Annotated in this window: 8 protein-coding genes; 4 read left to right on the top strand and 4 right to left on the bottom strand. The window is 74.6% G+C overall.

Annotated features, from left to right (window positions below; all coding sequences use genetic code 11):
- Positions 1-264 precede the first annotated feature (264 nt).
- Entirely contained in the window at positions 265-1,197 is a 933-nt protein-coding gene (locus WME79_RS36195; RefSeq protein ID WP_437524434.1) for a HEAT repeat domain-containing protein, read from the top strand.
- Here the strand turns inward: WME79_RS36195 and WME79_RS36190 are convergent.
- Both WME79_RS36190 and WME79_RS36185 read right to left on the bottom strand, forming a co-directional pair.
- Entirely contained in the window at positions 1,160-2,140 is a 981-nt protein-coding gene (locus WME79_RS36190; RefSeq protein WP_437524431.1) for a cellulose binding domain-containing protein, read from the bottom strand. The genes WME79_RS36195 and WME79_RS36190 overlap by 38 nt on opposite strands.
- Before the next feature lie 602 nt (positions 2,141-2,742).
- Positions 2,743-3,471 carry an enoyl-CoA hydratase/isomerase family protein gene (locus tag WME79_RS36185; protein ID WP_437524428.1) on the bottom strand — a complete coding sequence of 243 codons (729 nt, stop codon included), beginning with the start codon at positions 3,469-3,471 and terminating at the stop codon, positions 2,743-2,745.
- A gap of 347 nt (positions 3,472-3,818) precedes the next feature.
- Here WME79_RS36185 and WME79_RS36180 point away from each other — a divergent pair, with 347 nt between their 5' ends.
- Positions 3,819-5,864 (top strand): leucine-rich repeat domain-containing protein, encoded by a 2,046-nt coding sequence (locus WME79_RS36180; RefSeq protein WP_437524425.1) that lies wholly within the window; start codon positions 3,819-3,821, stop codon positions 5,862-5,864.
- Positions 5,865-6,014: 150 nt separating this feature from the next.
- Positions 6,015-7,106 (top strand): hypothetical protein, encoded by a 1,092-nt coding sequence (locus WME79_RS36175; protein WP_437524423.1) that lies wholly within the window; start codon positions 6,015-6,017, stop codon positions 7,104-7,106.
- 69 nt (positions 7,107-7,175) lie between these two features.
- Here the strand turns inward: WME79_RS36175 and WME79_RS36170 are convergent, their stop codons facing one another.
- Together WME79_RS36170 and WME79_RS36165 are read right to left on the bottom strand one after the other, a co-directional pair.
- The gene (locus tag WME79_RS36170; protein WP_437524420.1) at positions 7,176-7,547 is read right to left on the bottom strand and encodes a hypothetical protein; all 372 of its coding nucleotides are present in this window, start codon (positions 7,545-7,547) and stop codon (positions 7,176-7,178) included.
- A gap of 123 nt (positions 7,548-7,670) precedes the next feature.
- Complete coding sequence (locus tag WME79_RS36165) at positions 7,671-7,799, bottom strand: hypothetical protein (RefSeq protein WP_437524418.1); 129 nt, start codon at positions 7,797-7,799, stop codon at positions 7,671-7,673.
- A gap of 716 nt (positions 7,800-8,515) precedes the next feature.
- Between WME79_RS36165 and WME79_RS36160 the strand changes: the two genes are divergently transcribed.
- Positions 8,516-20,650: a hypothetical protein gene (locus WME79_RS36160; protein ID WP_437524415.1), complete on the top strand. Its 12,135-nt coding sequence runs from the start codon at positions 8,516-8,518 to the stop codon at positions 20,648-20,650.
- Positions 20,651-20,712 lie beyond the last annotated feature (62 nt).

Here is a 20,712-nt window from a genome sequence, read left to right as displayed (position 1 = left end):
ATAGGATCGCGGGCGTCACCGTGAACGATCGCCGCGAGAGCTCCCTGACCATTCCCCACGACGAGATCCAGCGCGCCGAGGACCGGTCGTGGACCGATCGGCTCCTCGGCTGGCTGGTGCTGCCCGAGCTCCCCGAGGCTCCTCCGCGCCGCCGCGGATCCCGCGGTCGACGTCGCCGTCGCTGCGCTGGAGACGCTCCACTATTACCCGAGCCGGCGCTGCCTTGATGCGGTCGCCGCGCTCCGCGGGCACCCTGACGAGCGGGTGCGCGCCGCGGCAGCCGCCTGCGCTTTCGAGATCCGCGAGGGGAGGTTCCGGTGGGCGCTCGAGCGCGCCGAGCCGGCCGAGCGGCGGTTTCTCCTCGCGTGGATGGAGCCGGTCCGGCATCTCCTTGGCGTCCTGGGAGACGATGACGCGTCAGAGGCGGACGATCCCGCTGCGCGCGGCCCGATCTCCTCGCCCGGAGGCGATCGCGGGTCGGGGGCAGATCTCGAGATGGCCGAGCTCCTCGCGCTCTACGCCGATCTCGACGGCTGCTGGGCGGAGAGGAAGCATCGGTTCGCGGACCGCTTCCGAGCAGCGGGAGGTGCGGCGGATCGCGGCGCAGTGGCGGCGTTCCTGGCGGGGCATCCGGATCCCTGGATCCGCGAGCGATCCGCGTCGCTCCTCGCCGCGTGGGACGAGCAGGGGGCCCTGCTCGGGCTCACCCGCGATCCCGCCTTTTTCGTCAGGAAGAGCGCGATGTACTGGCTCGGCCAGCTCCCTGCGAACCAGGCGCTCGCGGGGCCCGCCTGGGAGCACCTCGGCGAGCTCGGGACGACTGGCACGCATGCCCTCGAGACCCTGAACACGTACGTGGCCTATGCGCTCAAGGAGGAAGCCATCCCCCGGCTGCTCACGCTGGCGCGCAGCGACGAGCGCGAGCCGGTCCGGTGCGGCGCCGTCGACGCGCTCGCGAAGCTCGGCGCGCACGCCGAGATCGAGGCGCTCCTCCCCTTGCTCGCCGAGCCGCCGGAGGTTACGTGGGCGGTTCACCTCGCGCTCCTCTCCGCGTGCGAGCGTCTCGGTCTCCACCCGGGACGGTGCGAAGCGCTCTGCGGGGTCGACAACATCGATGTTCAGCTCGCGCTCGCGCCCTGGCCGCGGACGCCGACGACGCTCAGTGGTCGGGCGCGCCTGCGCAGATCCAGTCGATGATCGTCTTCATGTCGGCCTCGGGCAGCGGCGCGCCCGGGGGCATCTGGATCTCGGCATCGCCGCACAGACCGGTGCCGTTCAGCTTGTTGATGAGATAGCTGCTGCTGGGCATGAACGGCCTCACGAGCACCTGGTCGCCGGAGCAGCGGCTGGCGTCCTGATTGACCAGCTCGCTGACCGCGGCGCTCGCGCGGAGGTCGAGCCCGCCGGCTGGCGTGCTGGCGTTGCCATGGCAAAACTGGTTCGAGCAGCTCCGCTCCAGGATAGGTTGCACATCGGCGAAGGTCGCCGTCGTCGTGCCGCAGGCGGGATCGAGCGGCGGCGCGCCGCCTGCGCCTGCGGTGGTGGTGGAACCTTCGCCGCCCGCGCCTGCGGTGGTGGTGGCGCCTTCGCCGCCCGCGCCCGCGGTGGTGGCGCCTTCGCCGCCCGCGCCCGTGGTGGTGGCGCCTTCGCCGCCCGCGCCTGCGGTGATGGCGCCGCCCTCGCCGCCTGCACCTGCGGTGGTGGCGCCGCCCTCGCCGCCCGCGCCGCCGGAACCAACGGTGCCTGTGGCGCTGCCGTCTCCCTCGCCACCTTCACCGCCGCTGCCGCCGGTCGCCGCGGCGCCGCCCTCGCCGCTGCTCGCCGAGGAGCTCGCGGATGTGCTTGAGCCATCGCCGCCGTCGACCGATACGAGCGCGGGCTTCTCGGTGCCGTCCGCGCAGAACCCCCACGACGTCGTGGCGCCCGGGCTCAGCGTGCCGTTGTAGCTCTCATTGACGGCGCGCAGCTGCCCATCGGACGGCGTGACACGCGCGGTCCACGCATGGCGCAACGTCGAGCCGTTGAGCGCCACAACCATGCCCCAGGCGGTGGTGGTCCGGTCGGTGCTCTTGTTCCTCACCGTTACAAGCGCGCAGTAGCCAGATTGCCACTGTGCCGGAACCGTTAGCTCTGCCTCCATCGTGCCATCCAGGCTGCTCAACCCCGAGACGAGGGAATCGCTGCGCTCGTCGTGCAGAGGCCCAGGGCTGCAGGCGAGCAAAAAGCATGCAAACGAAGCGAAGCAATGTCCAAGAAAGCGAGTTGTACGCATCAAATTTCTCCAAGCAAGATCAATTGAGCCGCAGGGTTCCGTCCAATATGAATAAGTGAATCAGGGCGTACCCACGAGCTCCGTTGATCGATTAGGTGAATTCGTCATTCCCGGCAAGCGTTACTTTGATCGCGGCTGTGTCCGCCGATCTGCGCCCATCGCATGCGACGATGACAATGTGGTCATCGGGGCGCTCGTCGCGTACAGGCGGTCTCATCGATTCATCACTCCCGCAGGCTGTGCAATGAAGGCGACCCCCTCGACGCGTGGATAGGCGATCGAACGAACATCGCCTCTCCAGGAGGGGGGCCCGATCGTCCGGAGGATCGTCGGTCGATCGTCGTGTGTGGCGTGGCGGCGCGACTGGAGGAGTGCGCTGGACTATGCGTGACGGCGAGGAGGCGGGGATCTCGGCGACTGGCGCGCTCAGGGGGGCGAGCGACGGCCCATGCGCGCCGAGCGCTGCGCGTTCATGCTGGCAGAAAGGCCTGCTTCGAGGAGAGGAGCGCGTCCATCAGGGCCTCCCGCTCCGCGGGCGGCTGCGCCGCGACCCGCTCCCACGCGTCCCTGCGGAGGCTCGCCTTGGCGAGGCGGAACGCCGCGGCGGGGCGGCCGCACGCCGTCGCGAGGAAGCGGCGCGCGTCCTCGAGCGGCTCGGCGGAGAGCGCGTCGCCGACGCCCATGTCGAAGAGGCTCGCGGGGGAATGGAGCTCTGCGCCGAAGACGAGCTTCCGGAGCGCGCGGGCGGGAGAGGCGGTCCGGGCGATCTCGAAGGCGACGCGCGGGAAGGCGATGCCCACGGCGAGCTCGGGGAGACCGACCTTGTAGTCGCCGGCGCCGAGGGCGAGGAAGTCAGCGCACATCGCGAGCAGGAGCCCGCCCGCGATCGCGTGGCCGTGAACGGCGGCGGCGAGCGGCTTCGGAAAGCGGAAAGCGGCGCCGAAGGCGGCGTCGAAGTCGTCGAGGAAGCCTGCGAGCCCCTCTCGATCGAGCGACGCGACCTCGCGGAGATCGAGACCCGCAGACAGGCAGTTGCCAGCGCCGCGAACGAGCACGCCGCGCGCGGCGTCGTCCTCCGCGAGCCGCTGGAAGACGTCGGCCAGCTGGCGGAGCACCGCCTGGTTCATGGCATTGACCTTCGGTCGGTTCAGCGTGACCTCGGCGATGCCGTCTCTGGTGAGCACCTCGACGAATTGCATGGCGAGAAGATCGCGCAGAGACGAGCGCGGCGCAAGCTCGCGCTCCCTGGCGCCCGGGCCGCGGCCCGTGGTGATCAGGCTGCGTGTGCGAGATCGCAAGCGATCGCTCCTGCAAACGCGGTGCTCTAACAACAGATGATCCATGCACCACAGGAACAGCGCTCGCTCCACAGCGACCCTGAGCGGACCTGTCAGAGGTCCCAGACACAACGAGACGGGCACGGCGCGCTCCGCGTCTCCTGCAAAATTTCCGTGCTGTAACCGCACAGTTCCAGCACCCGCTCGTTCTTGACGCGGGATCGCGGTGAGCCCAACCTCGCGGCATGCGGAACCCGTGGTGGGTGGGCGTGTTTGCGGCGATTGCGTTCGCTCCGGCTTGTGGGGGCAGGGCTGACCTCGACGTCGAAGGACCGCCGGCGGAGGAAGGCGAGGTCGGAGCGACGGCAGGGGCTGGCGGTGCCAGCGGCACGTCATCGGGCTCGGGCGACCCAGCGATCGGCGCGAGTGCCAGTTCAGGCGGTCAATCCTCGGGAGGTGGGCCGAGCGAGCCGGGCGTCGGGGGCGCGGGTGCCGGTGGTGCGGGAGGCGCGGGTGCCGGTGGCGCGGGTGCGGGGGGCGCGGGTGCCGGTGGCGCGGGGGGCGCCGAGCAGGGGTGCGACCCGACCCGCGTGGAAACCGGCACCTGGAATGTCAATCGCCAGGAGGATCTCGATAAGCTGCGCGGCGTCACCGTGCTCAATGGCAGGCTCAACATCGGCGGCGAGGTCTCCGACCTGTCCCCGCTCGCCTGTCTGACGACCATCACGGGCCGCCTCGTGGTCAGCGACACCACGCAGTTGTCGAGCCTCGACGGTCTCGACTCCCTTTCCCGCGTTGGAGCGCGGCTGGAGGTGGCGCGGAACGCGTCGCTGCTCCGCCTCGGCAAGCTTCCGAACCTGCAACAGGTCAAGGGGATCATCGAGATCCGTGAGAACCCGATCCTCGAGAGCGTCGCCGGCGTCGGGGTGAACGCACATGAGGTGCACGTCATCGACAACAATGAACTCGATTCCTTGTCAGGCTTCGAAAGGTTCGAGGAAGGGGTGCTGTTGATCCAGGGCAATGACCACCTCGTGTCGCTGGACGGGCTGCAGGGCCTCCGCCGGGGGACGCTCCGCCTGGTCGACAACGACGCGCTCTCGTTCTTGCCAGGCGTCGAAAATTTCGAGGAGGGGGAGCTCTGGATCGAGGGCAACGACGGGCTGACGATGCTGAGCGGGCTGGTGAGCCTGCGCCGCGGGCGAGTCAGCGTGATCGACAATGACGCGCTGACCAGCCTCTATGGCCTCAATGCCGTAGAGGATCTCGAGGAGCTCGCCATCTCCGGGAACGACGGGCTCCTCAAGCTGGACGGCATCGGGAACCTCTCGACCGTGCAGAACCTCGTGTTGGCGGAGAACCCGCAGCTGGGCTCGCTGTATGGCCTCGAGCGCCTCGTTCGTGCGGGATCCATCACCATCACGCGGAACGAGCGTCTCCAGCACCTGATCGGGCTCGGGGGGCTGGAAACCGTCGATGCTCTCAGCATCAGTGGCAATTCATCGATCAACACCCTCGATGGCCTGTTCTCGCTCCGTGGTGTCGTGTATGCCTTTATCGAATCAAACCCCGAGCTGGTGAGCGCCAACGCACTCGCCCACATTGGCTCGGACACGGGCGACGCGCCGTCGCTTTATCTCAACTCCAACCCCAAGCTCACCAGGATCGATCTCGGCGGCCTCACGCGCCTGCAAGAGCTGTTCATCACCGATTGTGGCTCCCTGGCGGACCTGTCCGACCTCGCCGGCGTGACCGAGCTGTCGGTGCTCTCCCTGGGCCAGAACGCCGGGCTCGTGAGCCTTACAGGCGTGGAGCAGATCTCGGATCTCTTTCTGCTGTCGATCGCGTACAATCCCCGGCTCACGGATCTGCGGCATCTGAGCGGCCTCCGCAACGTCCGAAACGGGATCGAGATCTTAGGTAACCCCGCGCTTATCAGCCTCGACGGGCTCGGTTCGTTCAGCGAGGGCGACGGCGTGACCGATGTCGTGACGCTCGAAGGCAACGGATCGCTCGTGGACATCGACGCGCTGCGTGGCCTGGTCCGCGTGAGCCAGCTCGTCATCCAGGACAATGACGCGCTGGTCGGGCTGACCGGACTCGAGGGCCTGGCTGATCTCGGTAGCCTCATCGTCGAGGAGAACCGCGCGCTCGCGACGCTGCGCGGCCTGGGCGCCCGGACGATCGGTTGGATGGAGGTCATGGGCAACGAGAGCTTGCCGAGCTGCGAGGTCGAGGCGTTCGTGGAGCGCCTCGACTGGCCGCCCGAGAGCGTGCGCGAGGAGAACAACGGTACCGGGACCTGCTCGCCCTGAGCCGGCGGGGAGCCGGCCGCCGCGCGCGAACGACACCGTGGCGGGCGCCACGCTCGGGCGCTCGAAGCGGCATTGCGGTGCGACGGCATTGGCGCCCAGCGATCCCGTTTTTCCGCCCTGCCAAGTCGGAATGGTTGTACGGTGACGCGCGTGAAAATGCGCCTCGCTGCCATTCTCCTCCCCTCCTGCGCCGCGGTTTCGCTCCTGGCGTGCGGTCCATCGGCTCCGCCCGCAGACGCCCCGCCCGCGCAGGCGCCCCCTGGTGCGAGCGGCGCGGCGCCTGCTCCGGTCGTGAGCCCGGCGCCCGCCGAACCCGCGTCGAGCGCGGCGACCGCGGCGCCCGCTCCGGCGAAGACGTGCAGCGAAGCGCAGGACATCGAGACCTGCGAGACCGAGTGCGCGGCGGGCAAGGTGGCCGCGTGCGAGACGTTGGGTGACCTCCACGCGAAGGCAGAGGACAAGGAGTTCCCGGGGTTCTCGCTCGGGTCTGCGCTGCGGGCGTTCGGCGAGGCGTGCAAGCTCGGCGCGAAGAGCGCGTGTGACAAGCGCGAAGCCCACCTGAAGGAGCTCCGCGCCGCGTGCCAGAGGAGCGCGAAGAGCTGTACCGCGCTCGGCCGGGCGCTCTCGAGACAGGACGGCCACGACAAGGAGGTCGACGAGAGCTTCGACCGCGCATGCAATGCGGGAGACGTCGCCGCTTGCGAGGATCGCGGCGAGCTGCACATGGACCTCGAGCCGGCGAAGATTCACGCGGCGATCGCCGAGAAGGCGCTGGATCGAGCGTGCGCGAGCGGCTCGGTGAGCGCGTGCTGCTCGCTCGTGAAGGTGTACACGGACACCGACCGCGAGAAGAAGGCGGATGCGGCGAAGGCGCGGGTCGAGGCCGCGAACGACAAGTCGCAGCAGGGCCGGCTCGCGTGCGACGTCTTCCGCCTGGGAGGCAAGCCCAAGGTGCGGGTGATCGCGAAGGCAAACGCGGAGAGCGCGAAGGCCTTGAGCAAGCAGGAGATCGCTTTGCTCGAGGAGGTGCTGTCGCGCCGGGTGCCGTATTGCTACGGCGAGCCGCCGAAGAGCCCCGCCGAGCTCGACATCGAGCTCAGCCCGGATAGCGCTGCCAAGCTGGCCGGCTACACGGGGGTCGACAGCGAGCAGTGCGTTAGCCGCATCGTCGAGAGGATCCACCTCACCGGCGCTGCACCGCGCCGCGCGCGCTTCGGGCTCAGCTTCGAAGCGGCCAAGTAACGCCGTCGCTGGCGAGGCGCCGGCGTTTGACCGAGGCCCTCGGGCTTGGCTCACGGAGGCGAGGCGCTGTCAGTCGTCGAAGCCGAGGTTCACTGGCCGCGGCGGGAGCGTCCTGGCCAGCGACAGCTCCGTGGTGGGCACCGTCGTCGGCACCGGCGAGAGATCGAGGTCGTCGATCCAGAGCGCTCCGGTCTCGGTGAGGAGCGTGCCGAACGAGATGGACTCGGCCGCTTTGTCCACGTCCAGGACGACGTGGTACTGCGTCCAGTCGGTCGTCCCCTTGATGGCGCGATGGCTCATGTTGTCGAAAGCGAGCGTGTGCTCGTGGCGACCGTCCACACGCATCCAGAGGCCGCCCCAGCCCTTGACGTTCTCGCTCTTCACCCAGCCCTGCAGCCGGACCCGCTTGCCGCGGAACTCAACGGCGCTGATGGTCTGCATCAAGGTGCCGAACCCATCGCCCGGGTCGCTCACCGACCTGAGGAACGCGGCTGCCTTTCCGCTGCGCTTGATCCTGCTGTCGACGCCGACGTTGTACGCCTTCGGCTTGCTCCCCCCGAGGCTCTAGCCGGCCGGGCTGTCGACCGCGTTCTCCGTCGTGGCCACGGGCTCATTCGCTCGCGCGTCCAGGGGCCCGACGCCGACCAGCGCGGCCGCGAGGAGGCTGCCGAGCATCGCTTTTTCGATGCGCATTGACGACTCCTTTCGTCTGCGCAGACCGCGTCTGCGCGCCCTGCGAGGTGCTCCCCGTCGACGAGCGGACGCTTCCCTGCGCGGATACCGAGCATGTCCTGGTGCCCACCGAAGGACCGGTCAAGTTGCCCAGCGCGCCGATCTCGAGTCGGTGAGCATCACGATTGGATTCATCGGTATCCTCGAAGCAGGCTCGGGTACTTCGAACGAGAGAGTCGGGCGGGCGCCGCCAACCCGACCAGCAATGCTGCGCGGCGGGCGCGATCGAGCAAACCCCGGCGCCATCGTCCCCCTTGCTCGGGCCGTCCCGGCGCTCGAGGTGGCAAGTTGGCGGCGCTGCGCCTACCCGAGCGCCGACCGGCAGACAACGCACCACCCCGGCGCGCCCGCTGGCCGCGCGTTCGAGGTCGCCTCGACAGAAGAAGGCTGGTCCGCGGCGCCCGCCGGCTGGGGCATGCGCGGTCGCCCTCACACGCCTCACCGCGTCTCATCACCTCTGCTCAGGCCATTCGCCCCGCCGTCGCTGCGCTTCCCGCGCGCCGCCGCCCCCGGCGGTCGAGCCCGCCCCGCCAGCGCCGGGCCCCGATCCCCGAGCCCATTTGGGAAACGCTCCTGTTACCTTGGGCAGCGCTCCGCAGCGCACTGCGGGCGCAGGTTCGACGGAAGCGCCGGCACGCCGGCCCCTTGCACCACCGCCAGCCGAGGTCCGGATCCACATGCAGCAGGACACGAAGAGCGCGCGCGTCTCGTTCCGTATCGACAACCTCGAAGCCGCGCTCGAGCAGGGGATCGACAACGAGGCGGCCGCGCTCGACGTCCTCGTGGCCGCGGCGGCCAAGGGGAGCCTGCACCCCGAGCTCTGGACGAAGCTCCACGAGACCGCCGCCCGCTACGACCGGTTCTCCGAGCTCGCGTTCGCCTACGAGCGCCTCGTCGGCGAGCGGCGGTTCGGGATGCTCCCTCAGGCCGCCCAGGCCGAGGTCCTCGTGCGCGCCGCCGAGTTCCTCGCCGACTCCTTCGGCGACCCCGGCGGCGCTCGCCCCTACCTCGAGCGGGCGCTCTCCGTGCTGCCCTCGCACCAGGAGGCCTTCTTCCGGCTCGAGCGCATCCTCCAGGAGGCGAACGAGCCGCCGAAGCTCGCGGACCTCTACGCGCTCGCCGCGGGCCACCGCGCGGACCGCGCCGAGCAGCTGTCGCTGCTCCACCGCGCGTTCGAGCTCGTCGACGTGAGCGGAAACGGCGCGAGTGACGAGGAGCGCGCGATCAAGCTGCTCCAGCAGATCCTCAAGGTCGACCCTGGCGACTCCTCGGCGCGCTGGGAGCTCGAGGCGCGCTATGCGCGCGCCGGGCGGCACCAGGAGATCGCGAGGATGCTCGAGCAGGCGCTCACCGCGGAGGCGCCGCCGCCCGACGCGCTGGAGATCCGCGCGCGGCTCATCGACCTCTACAGCGGCCCGCTCAAGGAGCTCGAGCGGGCGCTGCCGCACGTCGAGGAGGTGCTCGCGCAGAACCCGGACCACGAGGCCGCCCTCCGCGCCGGTGAGGCCCTGCTCGCGCGCAAGACCGTCCTCGTGCGCGCGGCCGCGGCGCTCGAGGCAGCCCACGCGCGCCGCGGGGACGCCCCGGAGGCGGCGCGGATGATGGCCCTCCAGATCGAGAACCTGCGCGGGCCGCGCCGCGTGGAGGTGCAGAAGCGGCTCGTCGAGCTGCAGTTCCAGCAGCTCGGCGACCTCGCGTCGGCGTTCTCGCTGTCGGAGCAGATCCTCGCGGTCGATCCGTCCGACGAGGCGGTGCGCGAGCGCTTCGTCGCGCTCGCGTCGGCGCTCGACCGCCAGGCCGACGCGGCGCGCGTGCTCGTGCGCGCGTCGGCCGGCGCCAAGGAGAAGCCGCTCAAGGCGCGCATCGCCGCCGAGCTCGGCGAGCTGTACGAGGGCCTCGGGGACGGCAGGAAGGCGCGCGCGTCGTTCCAGCAGGCGCTCGACGGCGAGCCCGACGACGCGGCCGTGCGGCGCGCGGCCCGCGGGCTCGCGAAGCTCTGCGAGCGCGAGCGCGACGCGCGCGGGCTCGCGGGCGCGCTCGAGCGGCTCGCCGAGGCCGAGCCGGAGGCCGAGGCGCGCGAGGCCGCGGCGGAGCGGCTCGCCCGCCTCTACGAGGAGGAGCTCGGCGACGCCGCGGGCGCGATCGCGGCCTACCGCAAGCTCGCGGAGTCGGGCTCCTCGCGCGAGCCGGGCGCGCTCGCCGCGCTCGAGCGGCTGTACGAGGCCACCTCGGCGCACGAGGGCCTCGCGTGGGTCCTCGAGCGGCGCGCCGAGGCGGAGCCGGACCGCCGCGCGGCGCGGGAGCTCGCCTTCCGCGCGGCCGAGCTGCGCACCCGGCTCGCGGATCTGCCCGCCGCCGTGGCCGCCTGGCGCCGCTACCTCGCGGCGTTCGGGGCGTCGCGCGAGGCGCACGCGCGGCTCATCCCGCTGCTCGAGCAGGAGCGGCGCTGGGCCGAGCTCGAGGCGCTCCTCGAGGCCGAGGCCGGGCTCGCGGCCGGGCAGGACCGCGCCTCGGTGCTCGCCCGGATCGGCGCGATCCGCATGGCGCGGCTCGACGACCCGACCGGCGCGATCGCCGCGTACCGCGGGGCGCTCGCGCTGGATCCGACCGACCGATCGAGCCGGCTCGCGGTCGAGAAGATGCTGGGCGCGCCCCCGGGCAACGGCGTCGCCGGCGCGGAATCGTCGCGGCAGAGCTCCCACCTCCTGCTGACCGACGATCAGCGGCTCGCGGCCTGCGCGGTGCTGGAGCCGATCGCGCGCGCGGAGAAGGCGGCGCCGCTTCTCGTGCGCGTGCTCGAGACGAAGGCGGAGCTCGGGCCCGTCGCGTGGGCCCCCGGCGCGTCCGCGCCGACGCCGGCCGACGTGTCGGGCAGGCTCGCGGCGCTCGAGGAGGCGGCCTCCGTGGCCGAGCGCGAGCTCAGGGACCCGAAGAAGGCGCTCGATCTCTCGGCGCGCGGGCTCTCGCTCGCGACCGCGTACGCACCGGAGCGGCTCGCGCGGTGGGTCGCCGAGGTCGAGCGGCTGACGGAGCACGGCAGCGAGTCCGCGCGCCGCGCGCCGGCGCTCGCGGGGGCGCTCGGGGATCGCGCGGTGGACAGCCCGGCGCTGTCGCACCTCGCGCGGCGCGCGGGCGAGGCGCTGCTCGCGAGCGGCGACGTGACGCAGGCGCTCGCCCTCTACCGGCGCGCGCTGGCGTTCGAGCCCTCGTCGCTCGAGCTCATCGCGCGCGTCGACGCGCTCTTGCGCGAGCAGGGCAGCCCCGAGGAGCGGCTCGCGCTCTACCGCGAGGCGCTCGCGCAGCCGTGCGCGCCCGCGCGGCGGCGCGAGCTCCTGCACGCGATCGGCACCATCCAGCGCCGCGACGTCGGCGACCTCGCCGGGGCGGCCGCGACGTACCGCGCGGCCATCGAGGACGACCCGGGCGACGACGCGGCGTACGAGGCGCTGCTCGAGACGTACGCGGCGGGCGGCGCGTGGGGCGCGCTCTACAGCGCGCTGGCCGAGCGGCTCCCGGGCGTGGCGCCCGACGCGCGCGTCGCCCACGAGCTGCGCATGGCCGACGCGGCGGCGAGGGGCGGTGAGGTCCCGAGCGCGGTCGCGCACTACCGCGCGATCCTCTCGAGCGGCGCGGCGCTCGACGGCGCTGCGCTCTCCGCGATGGAGGCGCTCGCGCTGTCCGCCGGCGATCCGGCGCTGCTCCGCGAGGTGCTCGAGCGGCGCGTCGCCGCCGCGGGCGATCCCCAGGACGAGGCGCTCTGGCTGGAGCGCCTCGGTGAGCTCGCGGCGTTCGGCATCCGCGCGGCGGACGCGCCCGACGCCCCGTCGGCGCAGGCCGCTCCGGGCGACCTCGACGCCGCGGTGACGGCCTGGCAGCGCGCCGCCGGGCTCGCCGAGGGGCCGCTCGCGGATCCGGAGCGGGCGCAGAAGCTCTACGAGCGCGTGCTCTCCGTCGCGCCGAAGCACCGCGGCGCCGCCGCCCGCCTCGCGGCGCTCTACCGCGGGCAGGGGGCCTGGGCCCGGCTCGCGGCCGTCTGCGAGGTCCTGCTCGAGACCGCGGCGTCCGACGACGAGGCGCTCGCCGCGCTCGCGGCGCTCGAGGACGCGGCGATCCGGGCGCGCGCGACGGCGCGCTTCGTCGACGCGGCGCTCGATCTCCGCGATCGCATGAGGGCCGAGGGGGAGGGGAGCGCGCCCGCCGGCAAGGCGGCGGCGCGGGTCCGGGCGATCGAGGCGGCGCTCGCGCGCGTGCTCGCCGCCGATCCCGAGCGGCAGGACGACGCCGCGTCCGTCTACCGGCGCCTGCTCTCGCCCCACGATGACGGCGACGCCGCGCTGGGCGCGCTCGACGCCGCAGCGCTGGAGGCGTTCCGCGCGTTCCTCGCGCAGAGCCCCGACACGCTCGCGCGCCGGGTGGACCGGCGCTGGCTCTTCACGCTCCTCGTGGAGCGCGGGCACGAGGCCGAGCGCCCGAGGGCGCTCTCCGCGTGGGCCGCCTGGGAAGAGGAGATCGGCAACCGCGCGGCGGCCGCGGCGCTCTACGCCCGGCTGCTCGAGGCAGATCCCGAGAACGACGACGCGCTCGCGGCGCGAGGGCGCCTCCTCGCCGAGGTGGGCGATCACGAGGGCGCGGCGGAGGTGCTCGCGGTGCGCCGCGACCGCAGCCAGGGCAGCGCGCGCGTCGCGCTCGACGTCGAGCTCGCGACGCTGCTCTTCGATCGGCTGGATCGGCCGGCGGACGCGCTCGACGCGGTCGCGCCCGCGATCGAGGCCGGGACGATCGAGCCCGCGGTGCTCGAGATCGTGCAGCGCGCGCTCGGGCGCCCCGAGACGCAGGCGCGCGCCGCGCTCCTCCTCGAGCGCGCCTGCGACGCGCTCGACGACCCCGAGGCGCGCGTCGCGCTGCTGGAGGCGCTCCTCGCGAGCTCGCCGGCGGACGCCGCGCCGGGCGCCCTGCTCGACGCGGGCAGCCTCGCGGCCGCGCAGCGCGCCGCCGTCCGCCGCGGCTGGTTCGAGCGCCTGCTCGATCACCACGACCACGACGCGCCGCGCGGCCTCGACGTCGCCCTGCGCGCGGTCTCCGAGCTGCCGGGCGAGCTCGCCCTCTGGGATCGGCTCGAGGAGCTCGGCCGCCGGGCGAAGCAGCCCGAGCGCGTCGCGGCCGCGCACGCCGCGGCGCTCGACGCGGGCGCGGCGCTGCCGTCCGACATCGTCGAGGAGATCGGCCGGCGGGCCGTCGAGCACCACGAGGAGTGGTTCGACGCGCCGGAGGCCGCCCTCGCGCTGCTCCGCCGGCTCGTCGAGCTCGTGCCTGGCTCGCTCTGGGGCTTCGAGCGGCTGAAGCTCGCCTACAACGCGGCAGAGCGCTGGGAGGACCTCTTCGCGCTCTACGACGGGATGCTCGAGCGCACCTCGGCGGCCGACGAGCGCGTCTTCCTCCTGGAGGACGCCGCGGCCGTCGCGCGCGACCTCGCCGGCGACGGCGAGCGCACGATGCGCTACCTCGAGCAGCTCCTCCCGCTCCAGGACGACGCGCGCACCCGCGCCGCGCTCGAGCGGCTCTACGAGCGGCACGGCAGGCATCGCCCGCTCATCGATCTCCTCTCGGCCGAGCTGCCGAGGCTCTCCGGCGACGCCGCGGATCGGCTCCGCGAGCGCGTCGCGCTCCTCTGGATCGAGGGGGTCGGCGAGGCCGCGTCGGCGCTCCCCGTGGTCGAGAAGCTCCTCGACGCGCCCCCGGAGCCGCGCGCTGTCCGCGCGGCGCCGCGCTCCGTCGACGCCTTCGCGCTGCTCGAGCGGATCCTCGGGGCGCTGCCGCCCGAGCAGGCGCCCGCCGGCGAGGCCGGCGCGCTCGATGCCCGCGCGGCGCGGCAGCGGTCGGCCGCGCTGCTCGCGAAGCACTACCGCGAGGAGGCGAAGCCCACGGACCTCGTGCGCGTGCTCGAGATCCAGCTCGAGGGCGCCGACGCCGGCGACCGCCCGGCGCTGCTGCGCGAGATCGTGCGGCTCCGCCGTGACGCCCTCGGCGACGAGCCGGGCGCGTTCGCGCGGCTCGCCGAGCTCGTCGAGCTCAGGCCGTCAGAGGCCGGCGATCGCGCGGAGCTCGCCGAGCTCGCCGAGCGCCTCGGCCGGCACGACCGCCTCGCCGAGGTCCTCGCCGCGGCCGAGCCGCGCGCCGGCGGCGCGCAGCAGGCGCTCTCGCTCGTGCGCGACGCCGCGCTCCTCCGCCGCGACCGGCTCGGCGACGCCGACGGGGCGATCGCGCTCTTCCGCCGGCTCTTCTCGCTCGCCGAGGCGAGCGGCGACGCCGAGGCCGCGCGGGACGCCGCCCGCGCGCTCGATCGGCTGTTCGCGGAGGCCGACCGCGTCGCCGAGCGGTGCGACGTGCTCGACACGCTCGCCGCGATCGAGACGGACCCGGCGGCGCGGCGCGAGGCCCTCGGCGAGCTCGCGCGGCTCGCCTCCTCGCGGCTCCGCGACGAGGCGCGGGCGATCGCGGCGTACTCGGCGCGCCTCGTCGACGACCGCCAGGATCTCGCGGCGCTCGACGGCCTCGCGGCGCTCCTCGAGGAGGGCGGGCGGTACCGCGAGCTCGCGGCCGTGCTGGAGCGCCGCGCGGCCGTGCGCGGCGGCGCGGGCGGCCGGCGCGATCTCGGGCGCGTCGCGCGGCTCTTCGAGCGCGAGCTCGGCGACGCCGACGAGGCGATCGCCACCTGGCGCCGCATCCGCGAGGAGCTCGCGCCCGACCCGGAGAGCGGGGACGCGCTGGCCGCGCTCTACACGCGCGCGGAGCGCTGGGGCGACCTCGTCGCGCTGCTCGAGGTCGAGGCGTCCGCGGCCGCCGCGCTCCCCGGCGGGGCGGGCGCGGCGCGCAGCGTGGAGCTCTTCCAGCGCCTCGGCGACACGCACCGCGATCGCACGCTCGCGTGGGAGCTCGCCGTGAAGGGCTACCGCCGCGCGCACGAGGCCGAGCGGGACGCGCGCCATGCGGGCGACGAGGGCGGTGGCTGGGCAGCCGACGGTGGGGAGCGCGCCGCGCGCTCGCCCGCGCCGCGCGCAGGGCTCGAGGACCTGCTCCGCCGCATCGACCCGGCGTCGGCCGAGCATCGCGGCGCGCTGATCGCCGCCGTCGGCGCGTTGCTCGAGATCTGCGCCGACGCCGACGACTGGCGCGGCCAGATCGCGCTGCTCGAACCGCGGCTCGCCGCGGCCGAGACGGACGCCGAGCGGGTCGCCATCCTCAAGGCCTCCGCGGCGCTCCTCGAGGAGCGAGGCGACGACCTGGAGGGCGCCTTCGAGCTCGCCTTCCGCGCGTTCCTCCTGTCGCCCGGCGCCGAGCCGCCCGATGGCCTCCTGCGGCTCACGGATCTCGCGGGCCGCTGGCACACGATCGCCGACGCGCTGCCGGAGCTCGAGCGCCGCGGCGACGTCCCTGCCGCCACGCTCCGCGACCTCACGGCCCGCGTGGGCCGCTGGCACCGCGACGCGCGCGCCGACGAGCACGCCGCCGAGCGCGCGTTCGAGCGCGCGCTCCTCCACGACCCGGCGAACCGCGCGATCCTGCTCGATCTCGCGGAGCTCCTGCGGCGACGGCGCGGGCCCTCGCTCGTCCCGACGCTGCTCCGGCTCGCTGCGGCGACCGGGCACGACCTCGCCCTCTACCGCGAGGCCGTCGAGGCGGCGCGCGACGCGGGCGACGCGGCGCGGGCCCGCGAGATCGCGGCGGAGCTCCTCGAGATCGCCGTGCAGCGCCTCGGCGACGAGGAGGGGCAGCCCCCGGGGACCGGCGCGTGGCCGGCCTCGCGCGCCGCCCTCTGGGCGATCGACGCGCTCGTCGGCATGCTCGCGGGCGCGGGTGACAGGCCGCAGATCGTCGCGCTGTGCCGGCGCGGCGCCGCGCTCCCGTTCGCTTCGAGCGAGCGGCGCCGGCTGCTGCGCGTCGCCGCCGAGGCGGCGGAGCCCGGCGAGGCGATCGCCCTCTACGGCGGGCTGTTCGCGGACGATCCGACGGACGAGCCGGTCGGCGAGAGCCTCGCCGCGCTGCTCCGGGCGGCCGGTCGGCGCGAGGAGCTCGTGCGCCTGCGCGAGCTGCAGATCGAGGTCTCTGGCGATCTCGAGCGCCGTGTCGCGCTCCGCTACGACGCCGCGGAGCTCCTCGCGGACGCCACGCGCGCGTCCGAGGCGATCGCGCTGCTCCGCCAGAACCTCGCGGAGAGCCCGGGGCACGGCCCGTCGATCGACAGGCTCGCCTCGCTCCTCGAGGCGGGCGGGCTGCACCGCGAGCTCATGCTGCTCCGCGAGGAGCAGGCGGCCGCGCGCGGGTCGGCGGACGCCGGCAGGGCGGGCGCCGAGCTCTGGCTCCAGGCGGCGTCGCTCGCCGAGCACGAGCTCAACGAGCCCGAGCGCGCGATCGCGAGCTACCGCCGCGCCGCGGACATCGGGTCCGTCGAGGCGCTCGACGCCCTCGCCCGGCTGCTCGTGCGCCGCGGCGAGCACGCGGCCGCCGCCGAGGCGCTCGAGCGGCTCTGCGCCGGCGCAGCGCCCGAGGAGCTGCACCAGGCGGTGCTCCGCCTCGCGGACGCGTACCTCGCCGCCGGCGAGCCCGATCGCGCCCGCGCTGCCCTCGAGCGAGCGCTGCCCCGCGCCGCGCAGCCCGCCCCGCTGCGCGAGCGGCTCGCGTACCTCTACCGCGCGTCGGGCGCGTGGAGCGCCCTGGCCGCGCTCATCGCGGGCGACGCCGCGCGCGCCGACGAGGCGCCGGCCCGGCTCTCGCTCCTCCGCGAGGCCGCGGACCTCTACCTCACGCGCGGCGACTCGCCCGCCGCCGCGATCCCGCTGTTCGACGAGGCCATCGCGCTCGCGCCGGACGACCTCTCGCTGCGCCTCGCGCGGAGCCGCGCCCTCTCCGCCGCCGGCAGGGCCGACGACGCGACCGCGGCCCTGCGCGGGATCATCGCCGACTTCGGCACCCGCCGCCCCAAGGAGCGCGCGCTCGTCCATTACGAGCTCGCCCGCGTCGCGCTCGCAACGGGCGATCGCGCCCGCGCGATGGCGGAGTTCGACCTCGCGCTGCGCGTCGACCCTGCGCACCCCGACGCGCTCCACGGCCTCGCCGGCCTCGCCCTCGAGGACGGCCAGCTCGAGCGCGCGCACCGCGCCTACCGCGCGCTGCTGCTCGTCGCGCGCCGGCCACGCGACGAGGGCGAGGGGCTCGTCGGCGTGCGGCGCAGCACGATGCCGCCGACGCGCTCCAGCGTGGGCCTCCCGTCTTCGACCTCGTTCAGCCGGGCCGAGGTCCTGCTCGCGCTCGGCGAGATCGCGCGCCGGCAGGGGGCGCCCGATCGCGAGGCGGAGTATGTCGAGTCCGCCTTCGAGGCGGCGCGCGAGAGCGACGGCGAGCACGAGAAGCTCCTCGTCGCGCTGCGCGCCCGCGGGCGCCACGACCTGCTCGCGCGCGCCCTCGAGGCGCGGCTCGCTGGCCCTGCCCAGGGGTCCGCCGAGGACGCCGCCGCGGCGCTCGGCGAGCTCGCGTCGCTCTACGAAGGCCCGCTCGATCGCCCGGAGCTCGCGCTCTCGGCCCGCCTGCGCGCCCTCGATCTCACGCCGGGCGCCGGCGCCGCGCACGACGCCGCCCTCGAGCTCGCGCGCCGCTCGGGCCAGACGCAGCGGTACCTCGACCTCGTCGAGCGGCTCGTCGCCCGGGCGGCCTCCGAGCCGTACGAGGTCGCGCTCCTGCTCCGCTTCGGCCGCGCCCTCGAGCTCTCGCCGGCCGATCAGGAGCGCGCCGCGGCCGTCTACCGCCGCGCGGAGGCGAAGATCGCGGCCGGCGCGCCGCCCGCGGGCCGCGACGCGGGCGCCGACATCGAGCAGCTGTGGAGCTCGCTCGAGGCCATCTACGCGCGCCTCGGCGACCGCGCCGCGCAGGCGGACGTCCTCCGCAAGCGCATCGGCCTCGCCGACGCGCCGGCCGCCCCCGCGGGCGGCGCGGATCGCGCCTGGCCGCGGTACCGCCTGGCCGCGCTGCTCGCCGCGGACGCCGCGGACGTCGATCACGCGATCTCGCTCCTCGAAGCGGCGCTCGACCTCCACGCCGATCCGGACCGGGCCGAGGCGATCCTGCGCGACGCGCTCCGCACCGATCCGAGGAACCCGCGCGCGATCCGCCTCTTCGAGCGCCTCGCCCGGCAGAGCGGGCGGCCGCGCGCCCTCGTGGACGCGCTGGTGCTCCTCGCCGAGGTCGAGGGCCCCGGGGTCCTCGAGGAGGCCGTCCGCACCGCCCGCGCGCTCGGCGATCGCGAGCTGGCCGAGTCGATCCTGCTGCGCATCGTTGGCTCGGGCGTGCGGTCTTCGTCCGATTCGTCCGATTCGTCCGATCCGTCCGGCTCCGCGTGGGCGCTCGTCGCGCTCGCGGAGCTCCGCGAGGAGGCCGGCGATCTCTCGGCCGCCGCGTCGCTCTGCGAGCGCGCCGCGCGCGCCTCGGCGCCCGAGGAGGAGCGCGCGCTGCTCCTGCACGCCGCGGAGCTCGCCGCCGGCCCGCTCGCCGACCTCGCCCGCGCAGCGCGCCTCTACGAGGAGCTCCGCGCCCGCGAGCCCGCCGAGCGCGAGATCTGGACGCCCCTCGCCGGCGTGTACCGGCGGAGCGGCGACGCCGCGCGCCTCTCCGCGCTGCTCGAGGAGACGGCGCCCCTCGTCGACGATCTCTCCGAGCGCTGCGCGCTGCGCCTCGAGCGCGCGCGCCTCCTCGCGCAGGAGTCGCCGGAGAAGGCGGCGGTCCTGCTCCGCGACATCCTCGACGAGGATCCGACCCAGGTGGAGGCCGCCATCCTCCTCGCCACGATGCTCGAGGAGGCCGGCCGCACCGACGAGCTCGGCGAGCTCTTCGCGCTGCAGCTCGACGCTGCCAAGGATCGCGCGGACGTCGCGTCGATCGCGTCGATCTCGATGCGCCTCGGCGCCCTCCTCGAGCAGCGCGGCGACGATCGCGGCGCGCGCGACGTCTACCTCGGGGCCGCGGACTGGGACGGCGCGAACCGCGACGTGCTCCGCGCGCTCGTGCGCCTCAGCAGGAAGCGCGATAACGCGGACGATCTCATCGACGCGCTCGAGAAGCTCCTGCGCACCGAGCAGGGCGGCGACGCGGCCCAGCTCGCCCTGGAGCTCTCCGAGCTGCACGGCGCGCGCGGCGACGACGCCGCGGCGGAGGCCGCCCTCAAGGCCGGGTACGCCGTCTGCCCCACGAGCGACCGGCTCCGCGAGCAGCTGGCCTCGCGCTACGCGGCCCGCGAGGCCTGGCACGCGCTCGCCGAGCTCCACGTGCTCACGGCGCACGTCGCCGACGGCGACGAAGCGCGCGTCGAGTCGCTCTGCCGCGCCGCCGAGCTCCTCCGCGATCGCGCCGGCGACGCCGCGGCGGCGGCCGAGCTCCTCGAGCGCGCCCTCCGCGTCGCACCCGGGGATCGCGACGTCTTGATCGCGCTCATCGACGCGTGCGGCGCGGTCTCCGACCACGCCCGCGCGGCCCGCGCGCTCACGGCGACGCTCGAGGCGAGCCCGGACGACCCGTGGCTCTACCGCGCGCGGGCCGAGGTCCACGGCGCGCTCGGCCAGGGCGACCGCGCCCTCGCCGATCTCGAGCGCGCCTACGCGCTCGGCGGCGCCGAGTACGCCACCGAGCTCGTCGCCGAGCTCGAGCGGGCGCTCGTGCGCGCGGCGGCGCGGTCCGCCGAGGCCGAGGCCGCGGGCGCGCCCAGCGAGGCCGCGGCGGAGGCCGCGGGCGCCGCCTCGCCGCGCGCGCTCCGGCTGCGCCTCGCCGAGATCCTCGCGCGCTCGGGCGACGTCGAGCGCGCGCGCGCCCACCTCGGCGATCTGCTCCACGCCGACTCCAAGGACCGCGCGGCGCTCAAGGCGCTCGCCGGCCTCGAGGAGTCCGCTGCGCGGTGGGACGCCGCGAGCGCCGTCTACCGCAGGCTCATCGCGCTCGAGGAGGGCGACGCCCTCGTCGCCACGGCGCTCCTCCTGGCCGGCGCCTGCGCGCGCGCGGGTCACCTGGGCGACGCCCGCGGCGGGCTCGAGCGCGCGCTCCGCGCCGCGCCGGGCAATACCGAGATCCGCGACCGCCTTCGCGCGCTCTACGCCGAGATCGGCGCGAACCGCGAGCTCGCCGCCATCACGCTCGAGGACGCCGCCGCGGCGTCCGACGTGGCCGGCCGCTTCACGCTCCTCGTCGCCGCCGGCCGCCTGCTGCTCGACGTCGGCGACGCCGCGCAAGCGGCCGCGGCGCTCCGGGAGGCGCGCTCCCTGCGCCCCGAGGAGAACGAGGTCGCCCTCCTGCTCGTCGACGCGCTGCTCGCCGCAGGCGACTCGAGGGAGGCGCGCGCGGTCACCGCCGAGCTCATCGTGGCTGCCAAGGGGCGTCGCTCGCGGCACCTCGGCGCCGTCTATCACCGCGTCGCGCGGATCGAGGACGCCGAGGGGAATCTGCACGAGTCGCTCACGGCGCTCACGAAGGCGCTCGAGAACGATCCTCAGAACGGCGAGGTCGCCATGGAGCTCGGCGAGAGCGCGCTCGGGCTAGGGGAAGAGGACATCGCCGCGCGCGCTTACCGCGCCGTCACCCTGATGAAGATTTCCCCCGAGCCCGGCGAGGGAGGCACGACGCCCGCCGCGCGGGCGCTCGCCTATTACCACCTCGGGGCGATGGCGCTCGCGGCCGGCGACCGCCGGAAAGCGCGCCTGATGCTCGACAAGTCCGTCTCGGAGGACGGCTCGCTCGAGGCGGCCCGGGCGCTCCTCGACGAGCTGCGCGCCGGCTGAGGGCCTGTCCCGCGCGTCTCCGCGGGTATGCCCAGGTCGCGGCGGCCGCCTCCGCGACCGCC

It is taken from the genome of Sorangium sp. So ce726 (assembly GCF_051521405.1).
Taxonomy (GTDB): Bacteria; Myxococcota_A; Polyangia; order Polyangiales; family Polyangiaceae; genus Sorangium.
Note: the sequence above shows the minus strand (reverse complement) of the source record. Positions and strands in the feature narration are given on the sequence as shown.

What these genes read in the sequence shown, in the direction of transcription:
- WME79_RS36165 (WP_437524418.1), bottom strand. Translation starts at nt 7,799, where the DNA reads ATGCGCATCGAAAAAGCGATGCTCGGCAGCCTCCTCGCGGCCGCGCTG.
- WME79_RS36185 (WP_437524428.1), bottom strand. Translation starts at nt 3,471, where the DNA reads ATGCAATTCGTCGAGGTGCTCACCAGAGACGGCATCGCCGAGGTCACG.
- WME79_RS36190 (WP_437524431.1), bottom strand. Translation starts at nt 2,140, where the DNA reads ATGGAGGCAGAGCTAACGGTTCCGGCACAGTGGCAATCTGGCTACTGC.
- WME79_RS36170 (WP_437524420.1), bottom strand. Translation starts at nt 7,547, where the DNA reads ATGCAGACCATCAGCGCCGTTGAGTTCCGCGGCAAGCGGGTCCGGCTG.
- WME79_RS36160 (WP_437524415.1), top strand. Translation starts at nt 8,516, where the DNA reads ATGCAGCAGGACACGAAGAGCGCGCGCGTCTCGTTCCGTATCGACAAC.